Genomic DNA, 17,606 nt, shown 5'->3' on the forward strand with positions numbered 1-17,606 from the left:
GACGCAAGGGCGACGGCCACCCAGGAGCTCAGGTGCTATGGCAGGGACTCAACAAGCTCGACATGATCACCGATGTCTGGCGCAGGCTTCGGCCCCGGCAAACTTATGGGTAAAGATCAGCTCGGAGGCCCGCGCTCCTGGGGAGAGGGTGACGCGGGGCGGGTGGTGTTTGCGGGGTGCTGCGGGCTCGGAGGCCCGCGCTCCTGGGGGCGGGTGTCGCGGGGCGGTGGTGTTTGCGGGGTGCTGCGGGCTCGGAGGCCCGCGCTCCTTGGGGGGCGGGTGTCGCGGGGCGGTGGTGTTTGCGGGGTGCTGCGGGCTCGGAGGGCCCGCGCTCCTGGGGAGCGGGTGTCGCGGGGCGGTGGTGTTTGCGGGGTGCTGCGGGCTCGGAGGGCCCGCGCTCCTGGGGAGAGGGTGACGCGGGGCGGGTGGTGTTTGCGGGGGGCTGCGGGCTCGGAGGCCCGCGCTCCTGGGGGGCGGGTGTCGCGGGGCGGGTGGTGTTTGCGGGGTGCTGCGGGCTCGGAGGCCCGCGCTCCTGGGGGGGCTGGGCGTTTGAGGGGGCTACAGGTCCTGCATGGCGTCCATGATGGAGTGGCTGAGGGTGGAGACGGGGGTGGGGTCGGTGAAGTGATTGATCATGAGGGCGTAGGAGAATTCGGCGCCGGACCTGGCTTTGACGCAGCCGGTGTAGGAGCGGATGCCGGACATGGCGCCGCCTTTCCAAAAGAGGCCGTCTTTGGAGAGGAGGGAGGCTTTGTAGGCGGGGCCCTGGGGGCCGGTGGCGGCGTAGTGCTGGAGGCGGGCGAGATCGAGCGGGCGGATGAAGTCTGCACGGGAGAGGCCGCTGCCGTCTTCCATGCGGAGGCCGATGAAGTCGAGGCCGCGGGTGTGCCAGTGCTCGCGGACGACATCGACGGGAGGTTTGGCGGCCTTGACGCCGAGCATGCGGAAGAGGCATTCGGTCTCGTGATTGTCGGAAGTGGCGTGGATGCTTTTGACGATGGCGAGGAGCGGGGGGGAGTGGTGCTTGAGGAGAGAATGGGTGGCGAGGGCGGCGCCTGCTTTTTCGCCGACGTGAATGCCTGCGGCGATGAGGGCGGCGCGGAAGTGATGGGCGGTGAAGCGGGCGGGGTCTGGCACGGCGCCTTTGACCTGGAACTTCTCGGCGCCGAGGGGGATGGTGCCGCGGAGGTGGATGGCGTGGGTGTGCTCACCGCCGTGGATGACGACATTGTCTCCGGAGTCTGCGGGGCCGGTGGTGACTTCGTTTTTCCAGATGGCGCCGGGGATTTCGAGATTGATGCCGAGGAGCTCCGCGGGGGTGCCTTCCATGGGGCCGGCGCGGAAGAGGAGGATGTAGCGGTTGTGATTGAGATTCAGGCCGGCGACGCCGCTGCCGTAGCCATTGCCGATGTCTCCCCAGTTCCAGAAGTCGCCGTAGAGGCTGCCGGTGAAGAGGCTGGAGTCTGTGCGGATGCCACCGGTGACGCGGATGAGGCCGCGTTTTTTGAGTTCGGCGGCCCAGGCTTTGAGGTCGTCGAGCTTGAGCATGGGATCGCCGCCGCCGAGGATGAGGAGGTCGCCTCTGAGGATGCCACTTTGGATGGGGGCGGTGGAGCGGAGCTCGGTGGAGAAGAGGAAGTCGGGGCCGAGGATTTCGAGGGCGGTGGCGGTGGTGAGGGTCTTGAAGCTGGAGGCGGGGATGAAGGCGGTGGTGGCGTTTTCATCGAGGACGACCTCGCCTTTGGCATCGAGGAGGGAGAAGCCGATGGCGGTGCCGGCGAGTGCGGGGTTGGAGCGGGCTTCGTGGAGGAGGGTGGTGATGGGGTTTGGGGGAGGTGCGGGAGGCGGCGCAGGAGGCGGTGATGGTGATGGCGTCGGCGTGGGTGCCTGGGGAGGAGCGGGGGCGACGATGGCTGGAGGTGTGGGAGGGACTGGAGCGGGAATGGTGGGGGGGACCTGGGCGATGGGCGCGGGGGAAGGCTGCGGCGCTGCGTGATGGCGGAGGAGGAGCAGGCCGGTGAGTGCGGAGGCGAGCAGGAGGATGAGGAGGTTTTTCCACATGGGAGGGAGTTTAGCGTGGTTTTGGAGCGGGCGGGGAAGGAAATGGAGGGGATGGGGAGAGTTTACGGTGGCTGGTGATGGAGCTGCGGGGATGACGGAGTGATGGGCGCGGTTGGCGGTGTGGGGTGGCCCCTCACCCGGCCTCTCCCCGAAGTGCGCTCAGAGCTGCGGTGACTGGGGCGGGGAGAGGGGATTCGCGCTGGGTCTCTTTGAGACGAAGCGGAGTCGCAACGCGTCACTCATTTCCCGTCAAGGGCATGAGTGGGCTGGCGTGTGTGAGGGGGCGGGGAGAGGGGATTCGCGCTGGGTCTCTTTGAAACGAAGCGGAGCCGCGATGGGTCACTCATTTCCCGTCAAGGGCATGGGTGGGCTGGCGTGTGTGAGGGGGCGGGGAGAGGGAGAGCCGGAGGCGGTGGTGCGGAGCCACATGAGAGGGGCGTGGGTGCTGCTTGCGGTTTGGGGGGAGATGGGCAGGTTGGGGGGATGAAACTGGAGAAAGTGAAGTTTATGCTGATGGCGGTGGATATGAAGCGGGCGGTGAGATTTTACCGGGATGTGATCGGGCTGGAGGAGGTGTTTGTGAGTGATTTTTGGACGGAGCTGCGGTTTGGGGATGCGATCGTGGCGTTGCACGGGGGGCATGATGGGTCGCGCAATCCGACGGGGCTGACGTTTCAGTATGAGGATGTGCTGGTGATGGCGGAGAAGATCGCGGCGGGGGGAGCGAAGATTTTGCAGTCGCCCCAGCAGCGGGAGGGGGAGCCGATTTTGCTGGGGGTGTACCGGGATGCGGAAGGGAACGAGGTGTTTATGACGCAGTACGTCGGATAAAATGACGAAACCAGAATGAGGAATGACGAATGAAGCCCCAATGCTTCAAAGGAACACCTTGGAGCTTCGAACTTCGTTATTCATTCGTCATTGATTCGCTGCGCTCACCCTTCGGGCTCCCGATGGTCGTCTGTCTCGTTTCCCTCGGCTCGCCATTCTGGTTTCGTCATTCCCTGGCCGTTGCATCTCGCGAGTGACGTATTATATGGACTGCCCCCAGATGCTTACTTCCTTCATTCCCACGCTTGATGCTCTTCCCGCCCGCAAGACGGCGCTGATGGAGAGGTTTGCGGGACTGCTGGAGGCGAAGGGGCCGGGGCAGATCGAGGCGATGGCGCGGGAGTCGCGGATGATGACGCGGCGGAATTTTGGGAGGACGATGAGGCTGTTTGCGCCGCTGTATGTCTCGAACGAATGCGTGAACAACTGCAGCTACTGCGGATTTTCACGGGACAATAACTCGATTTTGCGGGTGACGCTGACGGTGGAGCAGGTGGTGAGGGAGGCGAGGCATCTGGTGGCGCAGGGGTTTCGAAACATCCTGCTGGTGGCGGGGGAGCATCCGCGCTTTGTGAGCGAGGGGTATCTGGAGGAGTGCATCCGGGCGATCCGGGATTTTGTGCCGACGATCGGGATCGAGGTGGGGCCGATGGAGGCGCCGGAGTATGAGCGGATGGTGAAGGCGGGCGCGGAGGGACTGGTGGTGTACCAGGAGACGTATGACCGCGAGATCTACAAGGACATGCACACGGCGGGGCCGAAGAAGGATTTTGACTGGCGGCTGGCGTGCCCGGAGCGCGGGTATGCGGGCGGGTTTCGGCGCATCGGAGTCGGGGCGCTGTTTGGCCTGAGCGACTGGAGGCTGGAGGCGCTGCGGCTGGCGGCGCACCTGGAGCATTTGTACAAGCACTGCTGGAAATCGACCTTCACGGTGGCGTTTCCGCGGCTGCGGCCGGCGGCTGGAGGGTTTACGCCGATGACGGATTTTCCGGACTGGGCGCTGGTGCAGACGATCTGCGCGTTTCGGATTACGTTTCCGGAAGTGGGCATCATTTTGAGCACGCGTGAGCCGGCGCCGCTGCGGGATGCGCTGGCACCGCTGGGGGTGACGGTGATGAGCGCGGGGAGCCACACGGAGCCGGGCGGCTACACGGGCGCGGGGAATGAGGACCTGCACCTGACGGTGAAAGGCAAGCGCGTGGAGGTGGCGGAGAAGGCGGAGACGAACCGTGCCGAGGGGCAGTTTGGAATCGCGGATCAGAGGTCGCCACAGAGTGTGGCGGAGATGCTGAGGAAGCAGGGGCTGGACCCGGTGTGGAAGGACTGGGATGCGGCGATTTTGGCGGCGACGATGGGCGCGTAAGAGTTGAATGACGAAACCAGAATGACGAATGATGAATCAAGCGGCCATGAAGATTACTTTGAATGGAGAGAAGCGTGAGGTGGCGGGGCCGCTGACGGTGAAGGCGCTGCTGGAGAGCATCGGGCTGGGTGGCAAGCCGGTGGTGGTGGAGCAGAACCAGGTGGCGCTGCTGCCGAGGGAGATTGAGGGGGCGAGCGTGAGCGAGGGGGATGTGATCGAGGTGGTGCAGATCACGGCGGGGGGGTGAAGCGGACGGAATGACGAAGCCTGAATGGCGAATGAGGGACGACGGGGCGTCAGTGGGTCAGTGGGTCAGTGGGTCAGTGGGTCAGTGAGTCGGCGAGTCAGTGAGCCAGTGGGTCGATGGGTCGGTGGGACCTGGTGTGGTTGAAAAGAAGTCTTGATGGTGGCATCGCGCAGGTGCGTTGCAGCGCCCGGCTTTCCAGACCTTAAGGACGGCGCACCTTTTTGAAGGCCTGCGGCGTCATTGACCCATAACTACGGACCCGACGCAGCGGTTCCCTACCAGCCCGGCGGCACGCTCGCGAGGGGGGGGCATGAATGCGCTGTGTGTGTCCCTGGAATCCCCGGGCAAGTGGTAAGAGGGGATTATTTGGTGGCTACTTCGGGGGTGAGGGGGGTGTAGTGTTCCATGTAGCCGATCATCATTTCGTCGAAGGTCTGCTGGCCCCAGCGGACGGTTTTGGCGGGGTCGGGGTTGGCGGGGTTGGCGCTGCTGTTGTCGTAGATGGCGGTGATCTTGATGGTGCTGCCGCGGGGCAGGAAGCGGGGCATGGCGTAGTCGTAGCGGAGCTGCCAGTTGAAGTCGTATTTGGGGATGTCTAGAAGGGTCTCGGTCTTGCCGCCGGGGAGGGTGACTTCAAATTTGAAGGCCTTGCCGCGCACGTGCATGTGGGCCATCCAGGCCATGACGTTCACGTCCACGGGGAGGGTGCGCTGGGCCACCTCGACGTGGTCGGCCTTGCCCGGAGGGATGCTGATGCGGTGGTTGGCAAGGCCGGTGGTGTGGATGACGTACTTCGGGGGCGTTTTGGAAAACAGCAGGCCCATGCGCATGGTGTCCTCCACGGCCTTGCCGTTTGGCGTGTAGTGAATCTGGAAGCTCACGGTGGCGCCGGCGGGCAGTTTGCGGGCGAAGCCTTCGGGATAGACCTGGCTGGTGTTGCCGGGGACGTAGGCGGCCCAGTAGCCCTGCGAGCCTTCATCCCCGCCGCCGCGCACCTTGCTGCCTTTTTCATGCACGCTGACGATGACATGATGCACCACCTCGCGGGCGCTGGGGAGGATCTCATAGCCGCGTACCCAGCGGTCTTCCGGGAAGTCCGTGGTGACGGTGACGTGCTGGTAGGGCATGGTGCCTTCGGCCTTGACGGAGACGGGCCGCGCGGCGGCGATGATGGCGTCCGGTTTGCCAATGCTCCACTCGCCGGGGAAGACGCGGGGCCTGGGCGCATCGGCCAGGTCGCCTTTGGCGCGGTCGGAATTGAGCCAGGCCAGGAGTTCGGCGCGATCACGCCCGGAGAGTGAGCGGTCATTCAGCCAGGGCGAGTGGGAGAGGCCCTCCAGCGGTGCGGCAAACCACGGGGGCATGGCGCCGCGCTCCACCTGCTTGCGGATCATGCCGGCGTGCTCGATCACGTCTTCATAAGTGTCGAGGGCGAAGGGGCCGACGCCGCCTTTGTGATGACACTCCACGCAGTTCGCCTGGAGGATGCGGGCGATGTCGCGGTGATAGGTCGCGGCGGTGGCGGCCACGGCTTTTTCCTTGGGGAGATCGAGGGCGCAGCCGGGGGCGCTGGTGGCCACGACTTCGGGCGGCTCGCCTTTCATCATGGAGGCGACGGCATCGCGCAGGTAATGGTGCTGCGGCTTGTCCTTGGTGTAGCCGAGTCCGTACTGGTCATTCAGAGCGCCGCGATAGACCAGGGTGCGGGCGGCATCGAGCAGGAAGACTTCGGTGGTGGTGGTGGCGGCAAGCTGCTGCGAGAGAGTGGCAGCGGCGTCGCTGGCGACGGGGGAGACGAGCTTGTGTTCTGCGATGAACCTGGCGGCTTCCTCGGCTTTCTGCCCGGGCGGCGCATTCACCAGCAGAATGCCGACGCCCAGCTCTTTCATGTCCTGCTCCAGGCGGGCGATCTCGGGGGCGAGCTTGCCGCTGATGGGGCAGCTCGCGCTGAACAGGACGATGACGAGGCCGTTTTTGCCCATGGCGCTGCTGAGCTTGATTTCACCGCCTTTCAGGGTTTTCAGCGCGGTGTCCGCCACCATGCGGCCCACGCCATGGTCAGAGCCTTTGAGGAACTCCGGCGCTTCCTTGAAGGAGGGATCTTCGGAGGCGGGCTTGACGGGGCTCTGGGTGGCGGGAGAGCCGATGCCGCCGTTTTTGCGCAGGCTGGCGATCGCTTTTTCGGCCTCATCGAGAGTCACGGAGCCGTCTTTGTTGGTGTCGAGGTTGTTGAACCACTTCTTATTGGGCAGTTCGTCCGGCGTCAGTTTGCCGTCGCTGTTCTTGTCCATGCGGCGGAAGACGCCTTCGGAGAGGGCGTCGGCTGCGGCGGACACATTGCCCGCGAGCTTGCGCATCTTCTGCACGGCTTCGAGAGCCTCCTCGCGCGTCAGTTTGCCATCTTTGTTCAGGTCCAGGCGGGGCAGGTAGTTCGCGGCGCTCATTTCCTCACCGCTGATGATGCCGTCGCTGTTTTGGTCGAAGGCCTTGAATTTTTCATCGAATTCAGCCTGCTGTGACTGCGCCCGCAGAGCGACGACGGAACCGGCGAGGGCGGCGCTGCCGAGAAGGATGGAGAGAGCCTTTTTCATGGGAAGTTGCATGGGAACACGCTGTGTGACCTGAAGTTTCCTGCCGTATGACAGGATCATCCAGCAAAATCACCGTTGTACGATTGACGCCCCCACCCCGCTCCGTTTGAATCCGCCTGATGAGCAACCGCATCCTCTCCCTCCTGTCCGTCATGGCCCTCGCCGGCAGCGCCGCCGCCGCCGACGTCGCCTATGAATTCGCCCCGAACTTCATCACCGCGCCCACCGGCAAGGAAAACATCGGCAACTGCCATGGCGAGATCGCCGTGGACTCCGCCGGCAACGTCTATGTGAGCGTCCAGGACGCCAACGCTGGCATCCAGGTGTATGGCAAGGACGGCAAGTTCATCAAAACCCTGCCGCTTCCCCCTTCCCTGCACGGCTTTGTGATCCGCAAGGACGAAGGCAAGGAGTACATCTTCGCGGCGGTGCTGGGCGAAAACCGCTTCATCAAATGCGACCTGGACGGCAAGGTGGTGCTGGAGATCCCCAAGACGGCCTTCCCCGCGGACAAAGGCGCGCTCAAGCTGACGAACTGCGACGTGGCGAGCAACGGCGACATCTACATCGTGGATGGCTACGGCAAGAGCTGGATCTTCGTGTTTGACCGCGCGGGCAAGTTCAAGACGGTGTTTGGCGGTCCTGAAGCCCCCTGGAACTTCAAGAACACGCACAAGATCTTCATTGATCATCGCTACACGCCCGAGCGCATCGTGGCGCTGGACCGCGGCAACAACCGCATGCTGCACCTGGGACTGGACGGCACGATCATCGGCACCATCGCCAGCAGCCCGGGGCTGGCCAAGGGGGCGCCGCCACCTCCGCACGCCGTGCGCAATCCCAGCAGCGCGAGCTTCCACGGTGATCTGATGTGCGTGGCGGAGATCGCCGGACGTGTGAGCGTGTGGGACAAGGACAACAAGCTGGTGGCGGAACTCGGTGTGAATCCGAACTTCACCAACACGCCCGGCATCGAGCCCAAGGACTGGCAGCAGGGCGTGGTGACCAGCCCGCACGGGATCACCTTTGACAACGACGGCAACATCCTGGAAGCGGAGTGGAACAAGTGGGGCCGTGTGCTGAAGTGGAACGTGAAGAAGTAAGCAAGCAACGAATGATGCGCCTGGCGCGATCCATCATCCTCATTCTCGCCGCAGGGGGAGCCGTTCTGGCCCCCCTGTGTGCTTTGGGGCATGGCAGCGAGTTTCTGAGCGCGAAGCTCACGCTGCTGCCGGATGCCGAGGTGCTGCTGGAAGTGACGGCCGACTATGGCAGCAACCCGATGATTTCGGATGAGGCGGCCGCGCGTGAGGCGCTGGCAGATCCGGTGCGGGTGCGGCAGAAGAATGTGCTGGTGCCACTCGGCACTGCCAGCATCTCACGGCGGCAGAAGTGGGACGAGAATGCGCCTTCCGTTTACCCGACTTCGGACGAGGGTGACGACGGGGGGCATTCGCTGCTCACGGCCGCCTGGCGCTGGCGCAGCACGGAGCCTGAGGTGGTGTTTGAGATGCCGCAGGACAAAATCCACAATGTGCTGCTGTGGACTCTGGACGCGGAGCATCCCAACGCAGAGCCGAAGTGGATGATCCTGCAGGCGGGAGACCGGTCCCGCGCCATACCCATCCAACTGCCACCGTGGTGGCGGGATTGGAGGGTGGGGGCTGCGGGAGCGGGCGGGGTGGTGTTGATTGGAGGTTATGCGGCGAGGCGTCGAAAACGGGCCCGTTGTATGGGTGCAGGGGCCGCGCGGTGCGATTGATCCGACTGGCCGGCGCAGGCGGGAATAGTGTCCCCTCACCCCGGCCCTCTCCCCGAAGCATCGATTGGTTTTTTGCGTTTTTCAGGGGCGGGGAGAGGGAGAGATGCGTTCGCCGCCTTGGAATGTTCGCAAGCTGCTCGCGCGGGCAAAGTCTCGTGAGTGGACGAAGTGGAGACCTGTTTTCAAGGAAACACGGCGTTACTTCGTCTCGCGGAACTTCACGTTGCGCCAGCGGACGCTGTAGGGGCCGGTGCCGGCTTTGATGCCGTGGACCTGGAAGCCGATGTAGCCTTCGGGGTCATTGGGCTGGGTGAAATCAGCGGCGGGCACGCCGTTGACGAAGCTCTGGTAGTGATCTCCCTTCACCACGATGCGGTAGTGGTTCCATTCTCCCTTTTTGAAGGCGGCCTTGGCGGCGTCCGTGCGCACAGCTTCGGTCTTCGTGAGGATGCTCCACCAGGTGCCGCGGCGGGCTTCGTCATAGAAATCCCCTGCCGTGCCGTTGATGGCGATCTCGCACTGCGGCCCGTAAAGGCGTCCCGCAGGCAGCTTGCCTTTGGCGCCCTCCGGCACCGGGTCGCCCTCCTTGGCGATGTGGCTGCGCACCTGGACGCCGGAATTGAGGGCGTCGTCCACGTTCACTTCAAACTCGAGCTCGAAGTCCTTGAAGGGGCCGATGGCGAGGAAGGTGTTGGGGCTGCCTTCGGTGGTGGTGCCGGTGAGCACGCCGTTTTCCACCTTGTAGGTGGCTTTGCCGCTGATGATCTGGCCGCCTTGCAGGGAGCCATCGGCAAACCAGTTCTGCCAGCCTTCACCCTCGGGGGCGGCATGGAGATTGAGCAAGGCAGCGGTCAGAAGGACGACGGGAAGTGTAACGGTAAGGTAGCGTTTCATAAGTGATTGGGGCGGCTTTGAACGCATTTCGTCGGCGGTTTCCATCGGAAACCACCAGATGTTTAAGAAACCTTAAATAATTCCAGGGTTTTTATGGGGTAAAAACCCCAAATAAATCGAAGCCAACCTTGACCATTGAGTCAGGTTGGAATTAAAATGGGGTTATTACCCGGTTTTTATTGGATGGCCCGCCCTTCTAACACCTTCGACTCATTGTCACTGACGATCGCGATCACCCCGCAGATCAAGCAGTACCTTGAGGACATGACCTTGAAGGGGACGTTTGGGAGCAGCCCCGCCGAAGCGGCGAGGATGCTTCTGAGCAATGGGATCGATGCCATGTTGAACTCGGGAGCTTTGGACAGACGCAAATGGACTCTCAAGGACGGACAACTCGTCCTTCTGACGCCGGATCAACCTTCCCTCTCCTCATGACACTGCAACACGATCTTCAGGCTGATTCCGCCGTCTTCTCCGCTCTCGTGGAAGTGACCATGACCGACATGGACCGCGGCAAAAAGGGAAGCTGGAAGTCCGAGACACGGCTTTCCATGCTCTCGCATGAGATCACGCGTTACATGCCGGAGCTGGCCGCGCTGCTGGCGGAAGGCGGGAAGCGGAAGCTGCTGGCGGCGGCGTGAGCCACTGAGCGAAGAGCGAACGGGATGGTGAGGTAACGCCGCTGGTAAACGCGGTGGGCGAAGAAGGTTAGCGGGGGTCGGGCATGGGTGACGGAGCTTTTTGGGACAACGAACTCTGAGATGAGGGCGGTGGATGCTTGAGAGGCGGAGGCGTGGCGGGACGCGTGCCGGACGCTGCTGGTACCCGGCGTGACGTGGCGGAGTGGTGGGTTTGCTTTACCGAATTTTGTTTTTTGCGTGGGTGGACCCAGGGCTTGCTCGTGCCTCGCGGCGCCCGGGGCTGAGTCCGCCGCCCCTTTGGGGCTGGTGTGGGGCTGGTGTGGGTTTGAGGCGGCTTGTGCGAGGAGAATGGACCTGTATGTAACGGGGGGTGGTATTATTTCACGCCTGACTGAGCAAAGAGCGGACGGAGTGGCGAGGGGAACGCGGTGCGCGAAGAAAGCGCTGTCTTCGGCAACCTGGGCTCCCCCCCTCACCCCAGCCTCTCCCCCAAGTATGTTTTGAGCGATGCAGGATGGCTTCGAGGGGGAGAGGGGATTCGCTTTGACGCATGCACTGCCATGTGGCGAGATGAGGGCTACAAAGAGGGAGCTCGCTTAGGCTCCTCCCTCGCTCTGCGCAGCTACGGAGGACACGCGATACTCCTGGGCCATACCTTCGGGGGATGAAGAAAAGGACATCTTTTCAACTGATCGCGGTCTGAGGCGGGAAAGGTTTGGTGTAACTTGTTAGGTGAGAAGTCCAAGGTATCTACGTCATGCGACGTTGATCATTCCGAATCCTGCCCAACCATGCACCGCCCGCTCTTTTTCTGCCTCTCCCTTCTGCTGACTGCCACCCTGCCCTGCCAGGCCCGTGAATGGACCTCCAGCGACGGGCGGAAGATTCAGGGGGACTTTGTGTCCGCCTCCGCGACGGACGTGACCGTGAAAATGGCGGGCAAAGACGTGCGCATTCCGCTCTCACGCCTCTCGGCGGGAGATCAGGCGTGGGTGAAGGAGCAGGCGGGCAAACCTGCCGCCGGCGCGGGCAAACCCATCGAAGGCGCCTATGGGTCGCTGATCACGGGCGACTGGGCTTTGTCGAAATTCAAGGACCTGCCTTTCGCGCTGTATGGCGCGACGGAGCTGGATGCGGCCAAGAAATACCCGCTCGTCCTCGTGCTGCATGGGAAGAGCCCGAACGATGAGAACGGCAAGCAGATCGGCGGCTGGACCAAGAGCTTCACCACGCAGGGCCGCTACGCCAAAAACCCCTGCATCGTGGTCGCCCCGCTGTGCTATCAGCCCTTCGGCATCACTGGCTCGGGATGGGGCGACAAACCAGGCGTGGAGGCCGTGGCCCTGGTGAAGGAACTGCTCAAGGCGCTGCCGATCGACAAGGACCGCGTGTATTGCGTGGGTTACTCGATGGGCGGCTTCGGCACGTGCCATCTCATCAATGCCGAGCCGCGGCTGTTCGCCGCCGGTGTGGCGGTGGCCGGGTGCAGCGGGCCCGAAACGGCGGACACTTTTAAAAAGGTGCCGCTGTGGCTGTTTCACGCGGCGGACGACGCGAATGTGAAGGTGGATTACTCACGCGCGCTGGCGGAGGCGCTGAAGCGGGACAAGGACTGCAAGTACACGGAGTACCCCACCGGCGGCCATGGCATCGTGGGCAAGGTGTTTGAGGAGGAGGAGATGCACACGTGGCTCTTTGCCAAGGGAGTGGCGGGCAAAAAGTAAATCATGGCGGGCCACTCAGCAGGCCCCAGGGGCCGAGGCGCTCGGCGGCTTTTTTGCGGAGGGCGGCCTGCTTTTCTGCTGGCAGATGTTTGCAGATGCGGTCGAGCGAGCCTGTCACGGTGGCCTCCGCCTTTTGCCAGACTTCGCGACGCAGGGCCTTGAAGTCCGCCGCCGTCTGCGCGAGTTCCGCATGCACGGCGCTGCGCTCCGCCTCGGTGAGGTTTAGATCGGTCACCATGAGAGACTCCACCTTTGCCATCAGGCGATCCACGGGCGCGTGGGCACCGTCTGGATGAGCGATGGCATGCTGAACGGCACGGCGCAGCAGCAGCAGCCCGCCGCCGATGCCGCAGCCTGCGCCCAGGGCAAAGACCAGCAGCAGCAGGAGAACGGCCTTCCAGCGGGATGAAGAAGTGGAGGTGGGTGAAGGGTTCATGGAAATATCAAATGCCCGCGACCACCGGCCCCTGCAGCTGCCAGATCCAGGCGAGTTCGTTCAGCACATCCGCACTTTCGCGGCAGGCCAGCACCGCGGCGAGGGCGACGGCGGCAAAGCCGGTGCGCAGCCAGCGCGAGCGCCAGAGGCTGAGCACATCCTCCAGCAACGAGACCGGGCGCGGCTGAGGAAGCGCGCTGATCTCAGCGCGGATGGCGGAGCGCATGTCGATCTCTGCCGGGGCGGGCGCCGAGCGCGCGCTGCGGACGAGCTGGTCCCAGGATGTGGATTTATGAGAGGGTGTATCCATGGCGTGTAAGGATGGTTTTAAGTCGCTGCCGTGCGCGGAAGGCTTTCACCTTCGCCTTGACTTTGCTCCAGCCAAAATGCGCGGCGATTTCATCCAGCGGCATCTGCTCGAGATGCAGCAGGGTGAGGAGCGCGCGGTCATCCGGCGGAAGGTGGGAGAGAATGAACTGCGCACCGGCGAGGGAGTCGCCGGCACTGGCGTGCTCCTCGCCGGCGATGAGATCCAGCGGATGGGAATCCTCCGAGGGCTGCACGAGGCGTGAAAAGGGCGAGCGCTGATGGCGGCGGCAGAACTCCAGGCCGATGTTTGCCGCGATGCGCTTGAGCCAGTGCAGAAAGGGCCTGTCCGGCCGCCACCGGGGCAGCGCGCGCCAGGCGCGGACAAACGTCTCCTGCACCATGTCCTCCAAATCGGCGCGACTGGTGGCAAAGCGATGCAGCATGGCGGTCATGGTGGACTGATGGCGGGTGATGATCTGGTCAAAGGCGTCCAAGTCTCCCGCCTGCGCCGCCAGCACCAGGGCGAGATCATCGTCCACGGGGCGTTCGGGTTGAGCGGCGGCGGTGGTCACAGCGGGATGACGCAGGTAATGGCAAAACGGAGAATGGCAACGAGGCGGAGCGCGCCCCGCTGCGGTGGGAGAGGAGCCGTCAGCGCAGCGCGGAGGCGAGGGCGCGCTGCACCAGGGCTTCGATCCCGTTGTGAGCGTCCTCCATCCTTCATCATGATGTGTTTTGAGCTTGCATATGAATCCGTGGCGGCAGATGCGCCGCACACTGATCCGAATGCCGGGCACCCGGGGGGCGGTTACATAAAAAAAATCGGGGCGCGCTTTTTGCCCTCGGCGGTTGACTCCCTGCCGCGCCTGCAGCACCAGAAAAGATGCAGATCATCTCCGGAACCGCCGTCGCTGAAAAAGTCCTCGAAGAATGCCGCCGCGACATCGCCACGCTGGCGGCGCAAGGGCGCAAGCCCGGACTCGCCGTGGTGCTGGTGGGTGATGACCCCGCGTCCCGCGCCTACGTGCGCTCCAAGGATAAAAAGTGCCGCGACCTGGGACTGCACTCGGTGAAGCTGGAACTTCCGGCCACGACCACGCAGGAGGAACTTCTGGCGCATGTGCAGGCGCTGAACAACGACCCCGCCATTCATGGCATTCTGGTGCAAAGCCCGCCGCCGAAGCACATCGACGAAGCCGCCATCGTGCGCGCGATTGATCCGGCGAAGGACGTGGATGGATTCCATCCTGTGAATGTGGCGAAGCTGGCGCTGGAAGATCCCACGGGGTTTGTGCCCTGCACGCCGCTGGGCTGCCAGCGCCTGCTGATTGATGCGGGCATTGAAACCAGCGGCGCGCATGCGGTGGTGGTGGGCCGCAGCATGATCGTGGGCAAGCCGATGGCGCTGCTACTTATGGCGAAAGGCCAAGGCGGGGACGCCACGGTGACGGTGACGCATTCGCGCACGAAGGATCTCGCCGCGATCACGCGCACGGCGGACATCATCATCGCGGCGATTGGCCGCCCGCACTTCATCAAGGCGGAGCACGTGAAGGAAGGCGCGGTGGTGATCGATGTGGGGATCAACCGCGTGGATGATGCCACCAGCGAAAAAGGCTACAAGCTCGTGGGGGACGTGGCCTACGATGAAGTCGCCCCGAGATGTCGCGCGATTACGCCCGTGCCTGGAGGTGTTGGCCCGATGACGATCGCGATGCTGATGGCGAATACGATCAAGGCCTGCAAGCAGGCCGAGTGACCGAAAGATCGGTCTGGACTCGCGGGCGAGTTCCTGCTGTGATTTTCGGCCATGAAAAAGATTTTTTGGTCATGGCTGCTGGTGCTGGGGGTTCTGCCGGCCGCGGCGGAAGACGACTGGCGGCCGGCGGCGCGGCAGTATCTGAAAGAGCATGATTTTGCGCCGATCGAGATCAAGCCCGGCACGCGATTTCAGGCCGACCTGAGCCGGGAGCGGTTTCAGTGGCAGGAGCGCGTGATGCTGCCGGTGCTGGAAAAGCATGTGGAAAAGTGGCCCGCCAAAGCAGAGCAGGTGCGCAGCTATGTGAAGCAGGTGCTGCAGGCGGCGATCAAGCACCCGGATGTGGACCGCACGCGCACGCCTGAGAAGCTGGAGCAGGAAGGACTGGACCTGTACAAGGCAGGGGCGGACGAGCCGCTGGTGCTCTGGGCCACGGCGTGGGCGGCATGGGAATGGCGTGAAGGCTATGGGGATGCGCTGGCGAAACTGCACCAGGCGCTGCGGCACAAAGCGCTGAAGGACTACCCGGCGGCGGTTCCGCTCATGATGCGCAAGCTGGTTTACGACATCATGCAGGACCGCAACGATGACGAGCCGGCGCATTTGGAGGAGTATTACAAGGCGGGACTGCGGGCCGCCAAAGATGCCGCCAGCTATGCCGCCGCGGATGATGAAATTCTCTGGCATGACATCCGCCATTTGTTCTACTCGCGAGATGTGGGGAAGCACAAGGGCGACATGGAAGCGCTGGCGCAGGCGCCGGGCTTCACACCGTGGGTGCAGGAAATGATGCAGGGCAGGCTGCACAGCGCCCTGGGCTGGCACAGCCGCGGCACCGGCTATGCCAACACCGTGACGAACGAAGGGTTCAGGGAATTTGCCAGGCAACTGCCGCTGGCGGCGGTGCACTTCCGCAAGGCGTGGGAGCTGCACCCGGAGCGCGCCGATGCAGCGGAGCAGATGATCGACATTCTCAAAACCGGTTTCGGCGAAAAGGGGGAATCCCTCCGCGAGTGGTTTGACCGGGCGGTGGCGGCGCAGTTTGACATAACCTCCGCGTACTTTGACTACGTGTGGGCGCTGCGCCCGCGCTGGGGAGGCAGCGTGACTGCGCTGCGCTGCATGCTGCTGGCCTGCGCACTGGTGGACCGGCCCGACACGGAGATCTCCCAGGTGGTGCTCAATCTGGTGGGCTTCATCCGAAGCGACAGCAATGCTGCAGACGAGCGCGACGTGCTGCAAACGCCGTCCCTCAAACAGGCCGTGCTGCACACGGCGCGCCGCATGGCGGAGGAGCCTTCACGCATCTGGGAGCGTCCGTGGCGCTTCGCTGACCTGGGTGTGTTTTTGTGGAAGGCGGGCGAGTATGCGCAGGCGGATGACATTCTGCGCCAGGTGCCGGTGCCCTTCCCGCGCCAGACGCGGAGGAAGATCAAATCCGGCGTCAATGAGATGGACGTGCGCGGGCAGGCAGCCATCTTTGCCATCGGCATGGAGCCGGAGTGGGAGGCGGTGGAAACTGCGTATGCGGAGGGGAAGATCTCGCAGGCGCTGCAGACCTGCCAGGACATCGCGGCACGTTTTCAGGAGCAGCCGCCCGGCATGCTGCTGGAGCGGATGGCGGCGTGCCAATTTGAAACCGCCTTTGCGAAAGGTGAATGGACGAAAATCCAGGCCCTGCCTGACATGGCGGAGTGGCACCACCTCAGCGGACCGTGGGCGGGGACGAAGGAGGGCGCTTTGCAGATCGCCGGGCAGGATGCGCAGGCCTACGTGCTGCACAACGGCCGGGTGGGGAAGGACTTTGAGCTGCGCGGCAGCTACACGGTGGAAGGCCGCGAACCGTATCAGGGGCTCAGCCTCATGCTGGGCTACCACCGCGATGGAAGGGAGAGCTTCATCGCGTGCTCGCAGTGGGACCATGGGAACGACGGCAGCATCGTGACCCTGCTGCGTGACTTTGCGCAGACGCGCGCGCCGCGGCTCATCATGCGGGGCGATGACCGCACCTGGCGCTTTCACATTTTTTGCAAAGACGGGCGCGTCACCTTCCGGCTCAATCATCACGATGTGCTGATGGATTACCTGGACAAAAACAAGGAGGGGGAAGTGTTTGAAATGCCGGAAAGCGGGCTCATCGGCTTCTGCTCGCACTTCCTTGCGCTCGGTACCACGACGAGCATCCGCGGCCTGGAGATCCGCCGGCTGCAGGCTGAAGAAAAGGCGCCGGGCACGGATGTCGCGGGCCTCCATCAACTGATGTCATGGGAGATCGCCGACCGGCTGGCTGAAGCCCGGCGCGAAAACCAAACGGCGGAGGCCGAAAAGATCGCGGCGTTTGGCCAAGCGGTGCAGGCCGCTGGCGCCACGCCCGTGCCGCTGCCGCCCGTGACTTTGGACGAGCGCATTCTGCACAGCCTGCTGCGCGGGTACCGGCAGAGCGTTTATGCGCGGCTCGCGCGGGCGGGGCAGCCGGTGGCCCCCGCACCTGAGGAGGAACCGCTGGCGGCGGGAAACCTGGTGAAATGGGAGAGGATGAGCGGGGACTGGAAGCTTCAGGAAGGAGTGCTCACGGGCGGCGGCGAGAGCACGATGTGCTACGACTTCAACCGCGCGCCGCCCTTCCAGATCGACTTTGACATCACCGTGCGGGATGGGATGCGCCCGCGCCTGGTGCTGGGCAAGGTGAAGTTTGCCAATGAGGGCTACAAGACCACCTTTGGCCTGTACCCGCAGGCCAAGGGCGCGGCGCTCTTCAGCTACGAGAGGAACAAGCTTTACCACATCACGGTGAAGGCGCTGGCGGACAAGACCGAGCTGCTGGTGGACGGCGCGCATGTCTGCGACGGACCGAAGATCGAGGGAGCGGTGGATGTGCTGCAGTTCCGTGGCGGCGACGACTACTCCAAAGGCAGGGCCGAATTTCGGAACATTCGTATCAAGGCGCTGCCTTGAGCCTTGCAATGAGAGCCACACCCACCAACGTCC

Annotated in this window: 16 protein-coding genes; 10 read left to right on the top strand and 6 right to left on the bottom strand. The window is 63.8% G+C overall.

Going from position 1 to position 17,606, the window contains the following annotated elements; all coding sequences use genetic code 11:
- Nucleotides 1–558 precede the first annotated feature (558 nt).
- A complete protein-coding gene (gene dacB, locus ACILSQ_RS16975; protein WP_395744850.1) occupies nt 559–2,061 on the bottom strand; it encodes a D-alanyl-D-alanine carboxypeptidase/D-alanyl-D-alanine-endopeptidase in 1,503 nt (500 codons plus the stop codon).
- Nucleotides 2,062–2,544: 483 nt separating this feature from the next.
- Here dacB and ACILSQ_RS16980 point away from each other — a divergent pair, with 483 nt between their 5' ends.
- The 3 genes from ACILSQ_RS16980 (at nt 2,545) to thiS (ending at nt 4,502) form a co-directional block, all read left to right on the top strand.
- Nucleotides 2,545–2,892: a VOC family protein gene (locus tag ACILSQ_RS16980; protein ID WP_395744851.1), complete on the top strand. Its 348-nt coding sequence runs from the start codon at nt 2,545–2,547 to the stop codon at nt 2,890–2,892.
- Nucleotides 2,893–3,112: 220 nt separating this feature from the next.
- Complete coding sequence (locus ACILSQ_RS16985) at nt 3,113–4,255, top strand: radical SAM protein (RefSeq protein ID WP_395744852.1); 1,143 nt, start codon at nt 3,113–3,115, stop codon at nt 4,253–4,255.
- Nucleotides 4,256–4,301: 46 nt separating this feature from the next.
- The gene (gene thiS, locus ACILSQ_RS16990) at nt 4,302–4,502 is read left to right on the top strand and encodes a sulfur carrier protein ThiS (RefSeq protein WP_395744853.1); all 201 of its coding nucleotides are present in this window, start codon (nt 4,302–4,304) and stop codon (nt 4,500–4,502) included.
- 362 nt (nt 4,503–4,864) lie between these two features.
- On the opposite strand, the gene ACILSQ_RS16995 is transcribed toward thiS, so the two are convergent.
- Nucleotides 4,865–7,093 (bottom strand): redoxin domain-containing protein, encoded by a 2,229-nt coding sequence (locus ACILSQ_RS16995; RefSeq protein ID WP_395744854.1) that lies wholly within the window; start codon nt 7,091–7,093, stop codon nt 4,865–4,867.
- A 119-nt stretch (nt 7,094–7,212) separates the two neighbouring features.
- Between ACILSQ_RS16995 and ACILSQ_RS17000 the strand changes: the two genes are divergently transcribed.
- Nucleotides 7,213–8,196, top strand: a complete 984-nt coding sequence (locus tag ACILSQ_RS17000; protein WP_395744855.1) for a 6-bladed beta-propeller — start codon at nt 7,213–7,215, stop codon at nt 8,194–8,196.
- Nucleotides 8,197–8,210: 14 nt separating this feature from the next.
- Nucleotides 8,211–8,855 (top strand): hypothetical protein, encoded by a 645-nt coding sequence (locus ACILSQ_RS17005; RefSeq protein WP_395744856.1) that lies wholly within the window; start codon nt 8,211–8,213, stop codon nt 8,853–8,855.
- 198 nt (nt 8,856–9,053) lie between these two features.
- On the opposite strand, the gene ACILSQ_RS17010 is transcribed toward ACILSQ_RS17005, so the two are convergent.
- Nucleotides 9,054–9,749 (bottom strand): DUF1080 domain-containing protein, encoded by a 696-nt coding sequence (locus ACILSQ_RS17010; RefSeq protein ID WP_395744857.1) that lies wholly within the window; start codon nt 9,747–9,749, stop codon nt 9,054–9,056.
- Between the two features lie 183 nt (nt 9,750–9,932).
- On the opposite strand from ACILSQ_RS17010, the gene ACILSQ_RS17015 reads away from it, so the two are divergent.
- The 3 genes from ACILSQ_RS17015 (at nt 9,933) to ACILSQ_RS17025 (ending at nt 12,114) form a co-directional block, all read left to right on the top strand.
- Entirely contained in the window at nt 9,933–10,184 is a 252-nt protein-coding gene (locus ACILSQ_RS17015) for a hypothetical protein (RefSeq protein WP_184341943.1), read from the top strand.
- Nucleotides 10,181–10,390 carry a hypothetical protein gene (locus ACILSQ_RS17020; RefSeq protein WP_395744858.1) on the top strand — a complete coding sequence of 70 codons (210 nt, stop codon included), beginning with the start codon at nt 10,181–10,183 and terminating at the stop codon, nt 10,388–10,390. Before ACILSQ_RS17015 ends, ACILSQ_RS17020 begins: the two co-directional genes overlap by 4 nt.
- Nucleotides 10,391–11,181: 791 nt before the next feature.
- Nucleotides 11,182–12,114 (top strand): prolyl oligopeptidase family serine peptidase, encoded by a 933-nt coding sequence (locus ACILSQ_RS17025; RefSeq protein ID WP_395744859.1) that lies wholly within the window; start codon nt 11,182–11,184, stop codon nt 12,112–12,114.
- Between the two features lies 1 nt (nt 12,115).
- Here the strand turns inward: ACILSQ_RS17025 and ACILSQ_RS17030 are convergent, their stop codons facing one another.
- The 3 genes from ACILSQ_RS17030 to ACILSQ_RS17040 are packed head-to-tail and all read right to left on the bottom strand — an operon-like array spanning nt 12,116 to nt 13,431.
- Entirely contained in the window at nt 12,116–12,550 is a 435-nt protein-coding gene (locus ACILSQ_RS17030; protein WP_395744860.1) for a hypothetical protein, read from the bottom strand.
- Nucleotides 12,551–12,557: 7 nt separating this feature from the next.
- Nucleotides 12,558–12,860: a hypothetical protein gene (locus ACILSQ_RS17035; RefSeq protein WP_395744861.1), complete on the bottom strand. Its 303-nt coding sequence runs from the start codon at nt 12,858–12,860 to the stop codon at nt 12,558–12,560.
- A complete protein-coding gene (locus ACILSQ_RS17040) occupies nt 12,841–13,431 on the bottom strand; it encodes an RNA polymerase sigma factor (RefSeq protein WP_395744862.1) in 591 nt (196 codons plus the stop codon). Before ACILSQ_RS17040 ends, ACILSQ_RS17035 begins: the two co-directional genes overlap by 20 nt.
- A gap of 311 nt (nt 13,432–13,742) precedes the next feature.
- On the opposite strand from ACILSQ_RS17040, the gene folD reads away from it, so the two are divergent.
- Entirely contained in the window at nt 13,743–14,618 is an 876-nt protein-coding gene (gene folD / locus ACILSQ_RS17045; RefSeq protein WP_395744863.1) for a bifunctional methylenetetrahydrofolate dehydrogenase/methenyltetrahydrofolate cyclohydrolase FolD, read from the top strand.
- A 51-nt stretch (nt 14,619–14,669) separates the two neighbouring features.
- The gene (locus tag ACILSQ_RS17050) at nt 14,670–17,573 is read left to right on the top strand and encodes a hypothetical protein (RefSeq protein ID WP_395744864.1); all 2,904 of its coding nucleotides are present in this window, start codon (nt 14,670–14,672) and stop codon (nt 17,571–17,573) included.
- The last annotated feature ends 33 nt before the right edge of the window (nt 17,574–17,606 follow it).

The sequence above is a fragment of the Prosthecobacter sp. genome (assembly GCF_044227185.1).
In the GTDB taxonomy this organism is placed as follows: domain Bacteria; phylum Verrucomicrobiota; class Verrucomicrobiia; order Verrucomicrobiales; family Verrucomicrobiaceae; genus Prosthecobacter.

What these genes read in the sequence shown, in the direction of transcription:
- dacB (WP_395744850.1), bottom strand. Translation starts at nt 2,061, where the DNA reads ATGTGGAAAAACCTCCTCATCCTCCTGCTCGCCTCCGCACTCACCGGC.
- ACILSQ_RS16980 (WP_395744851.1), top strand. Translation starts at nt 2,545, where the DNA reads ATGAAACTGGAGAAAGTGAAGTTTATGCTGATGGCGGTGGATATGAAG.
- ACILSQ_RS16985 (WP_395744852.1), top strand. Translation starts at nt 3,113, where the DNA reads ATGCTTACTTCCTTCATTCCCACGCTTGATGCTCTTCCCGCCCGCAAG.
- thiS (WP_395744853.1), top strand. Translation starts at nt 4,302, where the DNA reads ATGAAGATTACTTTGAATGGAGAGAAGCGTGAGGTGGCGGGGCCGCTG.
- ACILSQ_RS16995 (WP_395744854.1), bottom strand. Translation starts at nt 7,093, where the DNA reads ATGAAAAAGGCTCTCTCCATCCTTCTCGGCAGCGCCGCCCTCGCCGGT.
- ACILSQ_RS17000 (WP_395744855.1), top strand. Translation starts at nt 7,213, where the DNA reads ATGAGCAACCGCATCCTCTCCCTCCTGTCCGTCATGGCCCTCGCCGGC.
- ACILSQ_RS17005 (WP_395744856.1), top strand. Translation starts at nt 8,211, where the DNA reads ATGCGCCTGGCGCGATCCATCATCCTCATTCTCGCCGCAGGGGGAGCC.
- ACILSQ_RS17010 (WP_395744857.1), bottom strand. Translation starts at nt 9,749, where the DNA reads ATGAAACGCTACCTTACCGTTACACTTCCCGTCGTCCTTCTGACCGCT.
- ACILSQ_RS17015 (WP_184341943.1), top strand. Translation starts at nt 9,933, where the DNA reads ATGGCCCGCCCTTCTAACACCTTCGACTCATTGTCACTGACGATCGCG.
- ACILSQ_RS17020 (WP_395744858.1), top strand. Translation starts at nt 10,181, where the DNA reads ATGACACTGCAACACGATCTTCAGGCTGATTCCGCCGTCTTCTCCGCT.
- ACILSQ_RS17025 (WP_395744859.1), top strand. Translation starts at nt 11,182, where the DNA reads ATGCACCGCCCGCTCTTTTTCTGCCTCTCCCTTCTGCTGACTGCCACC.
- ACILSQ_RS17030 (WP_395744860.1), bottom strand. Translation starts at nt 12,550, where the DNA reads ATGAACCCTTCACCCACCTCCACTTCTTCATCCCGCTGGAAGGCCGTT.
- ACILSQ_RS17035 (WP_395744861.1), bottom strand. Translation starts at nt 12,860, where the DNA reads ATGGATACACCCTCTCATAAATCCACATCCTGGGACCAGCTCGTCCGC.
- folD (WP_395744863.1), top strand. Translation starts at nt 13,743, where the DNA reads ATGCAGATCATCTCCGGAACCGCCGTCGCTGAAAAAGTCCTCGAAGAA.
- ACILSQ_RS17050 (WP_395744864.1), top strand. Translation starts at nt 14,670, where the DNA reads ATGAAAAAGATTTTTTGGTCATGGCTGCTGGTGCTGGGGGTTCTGCCG.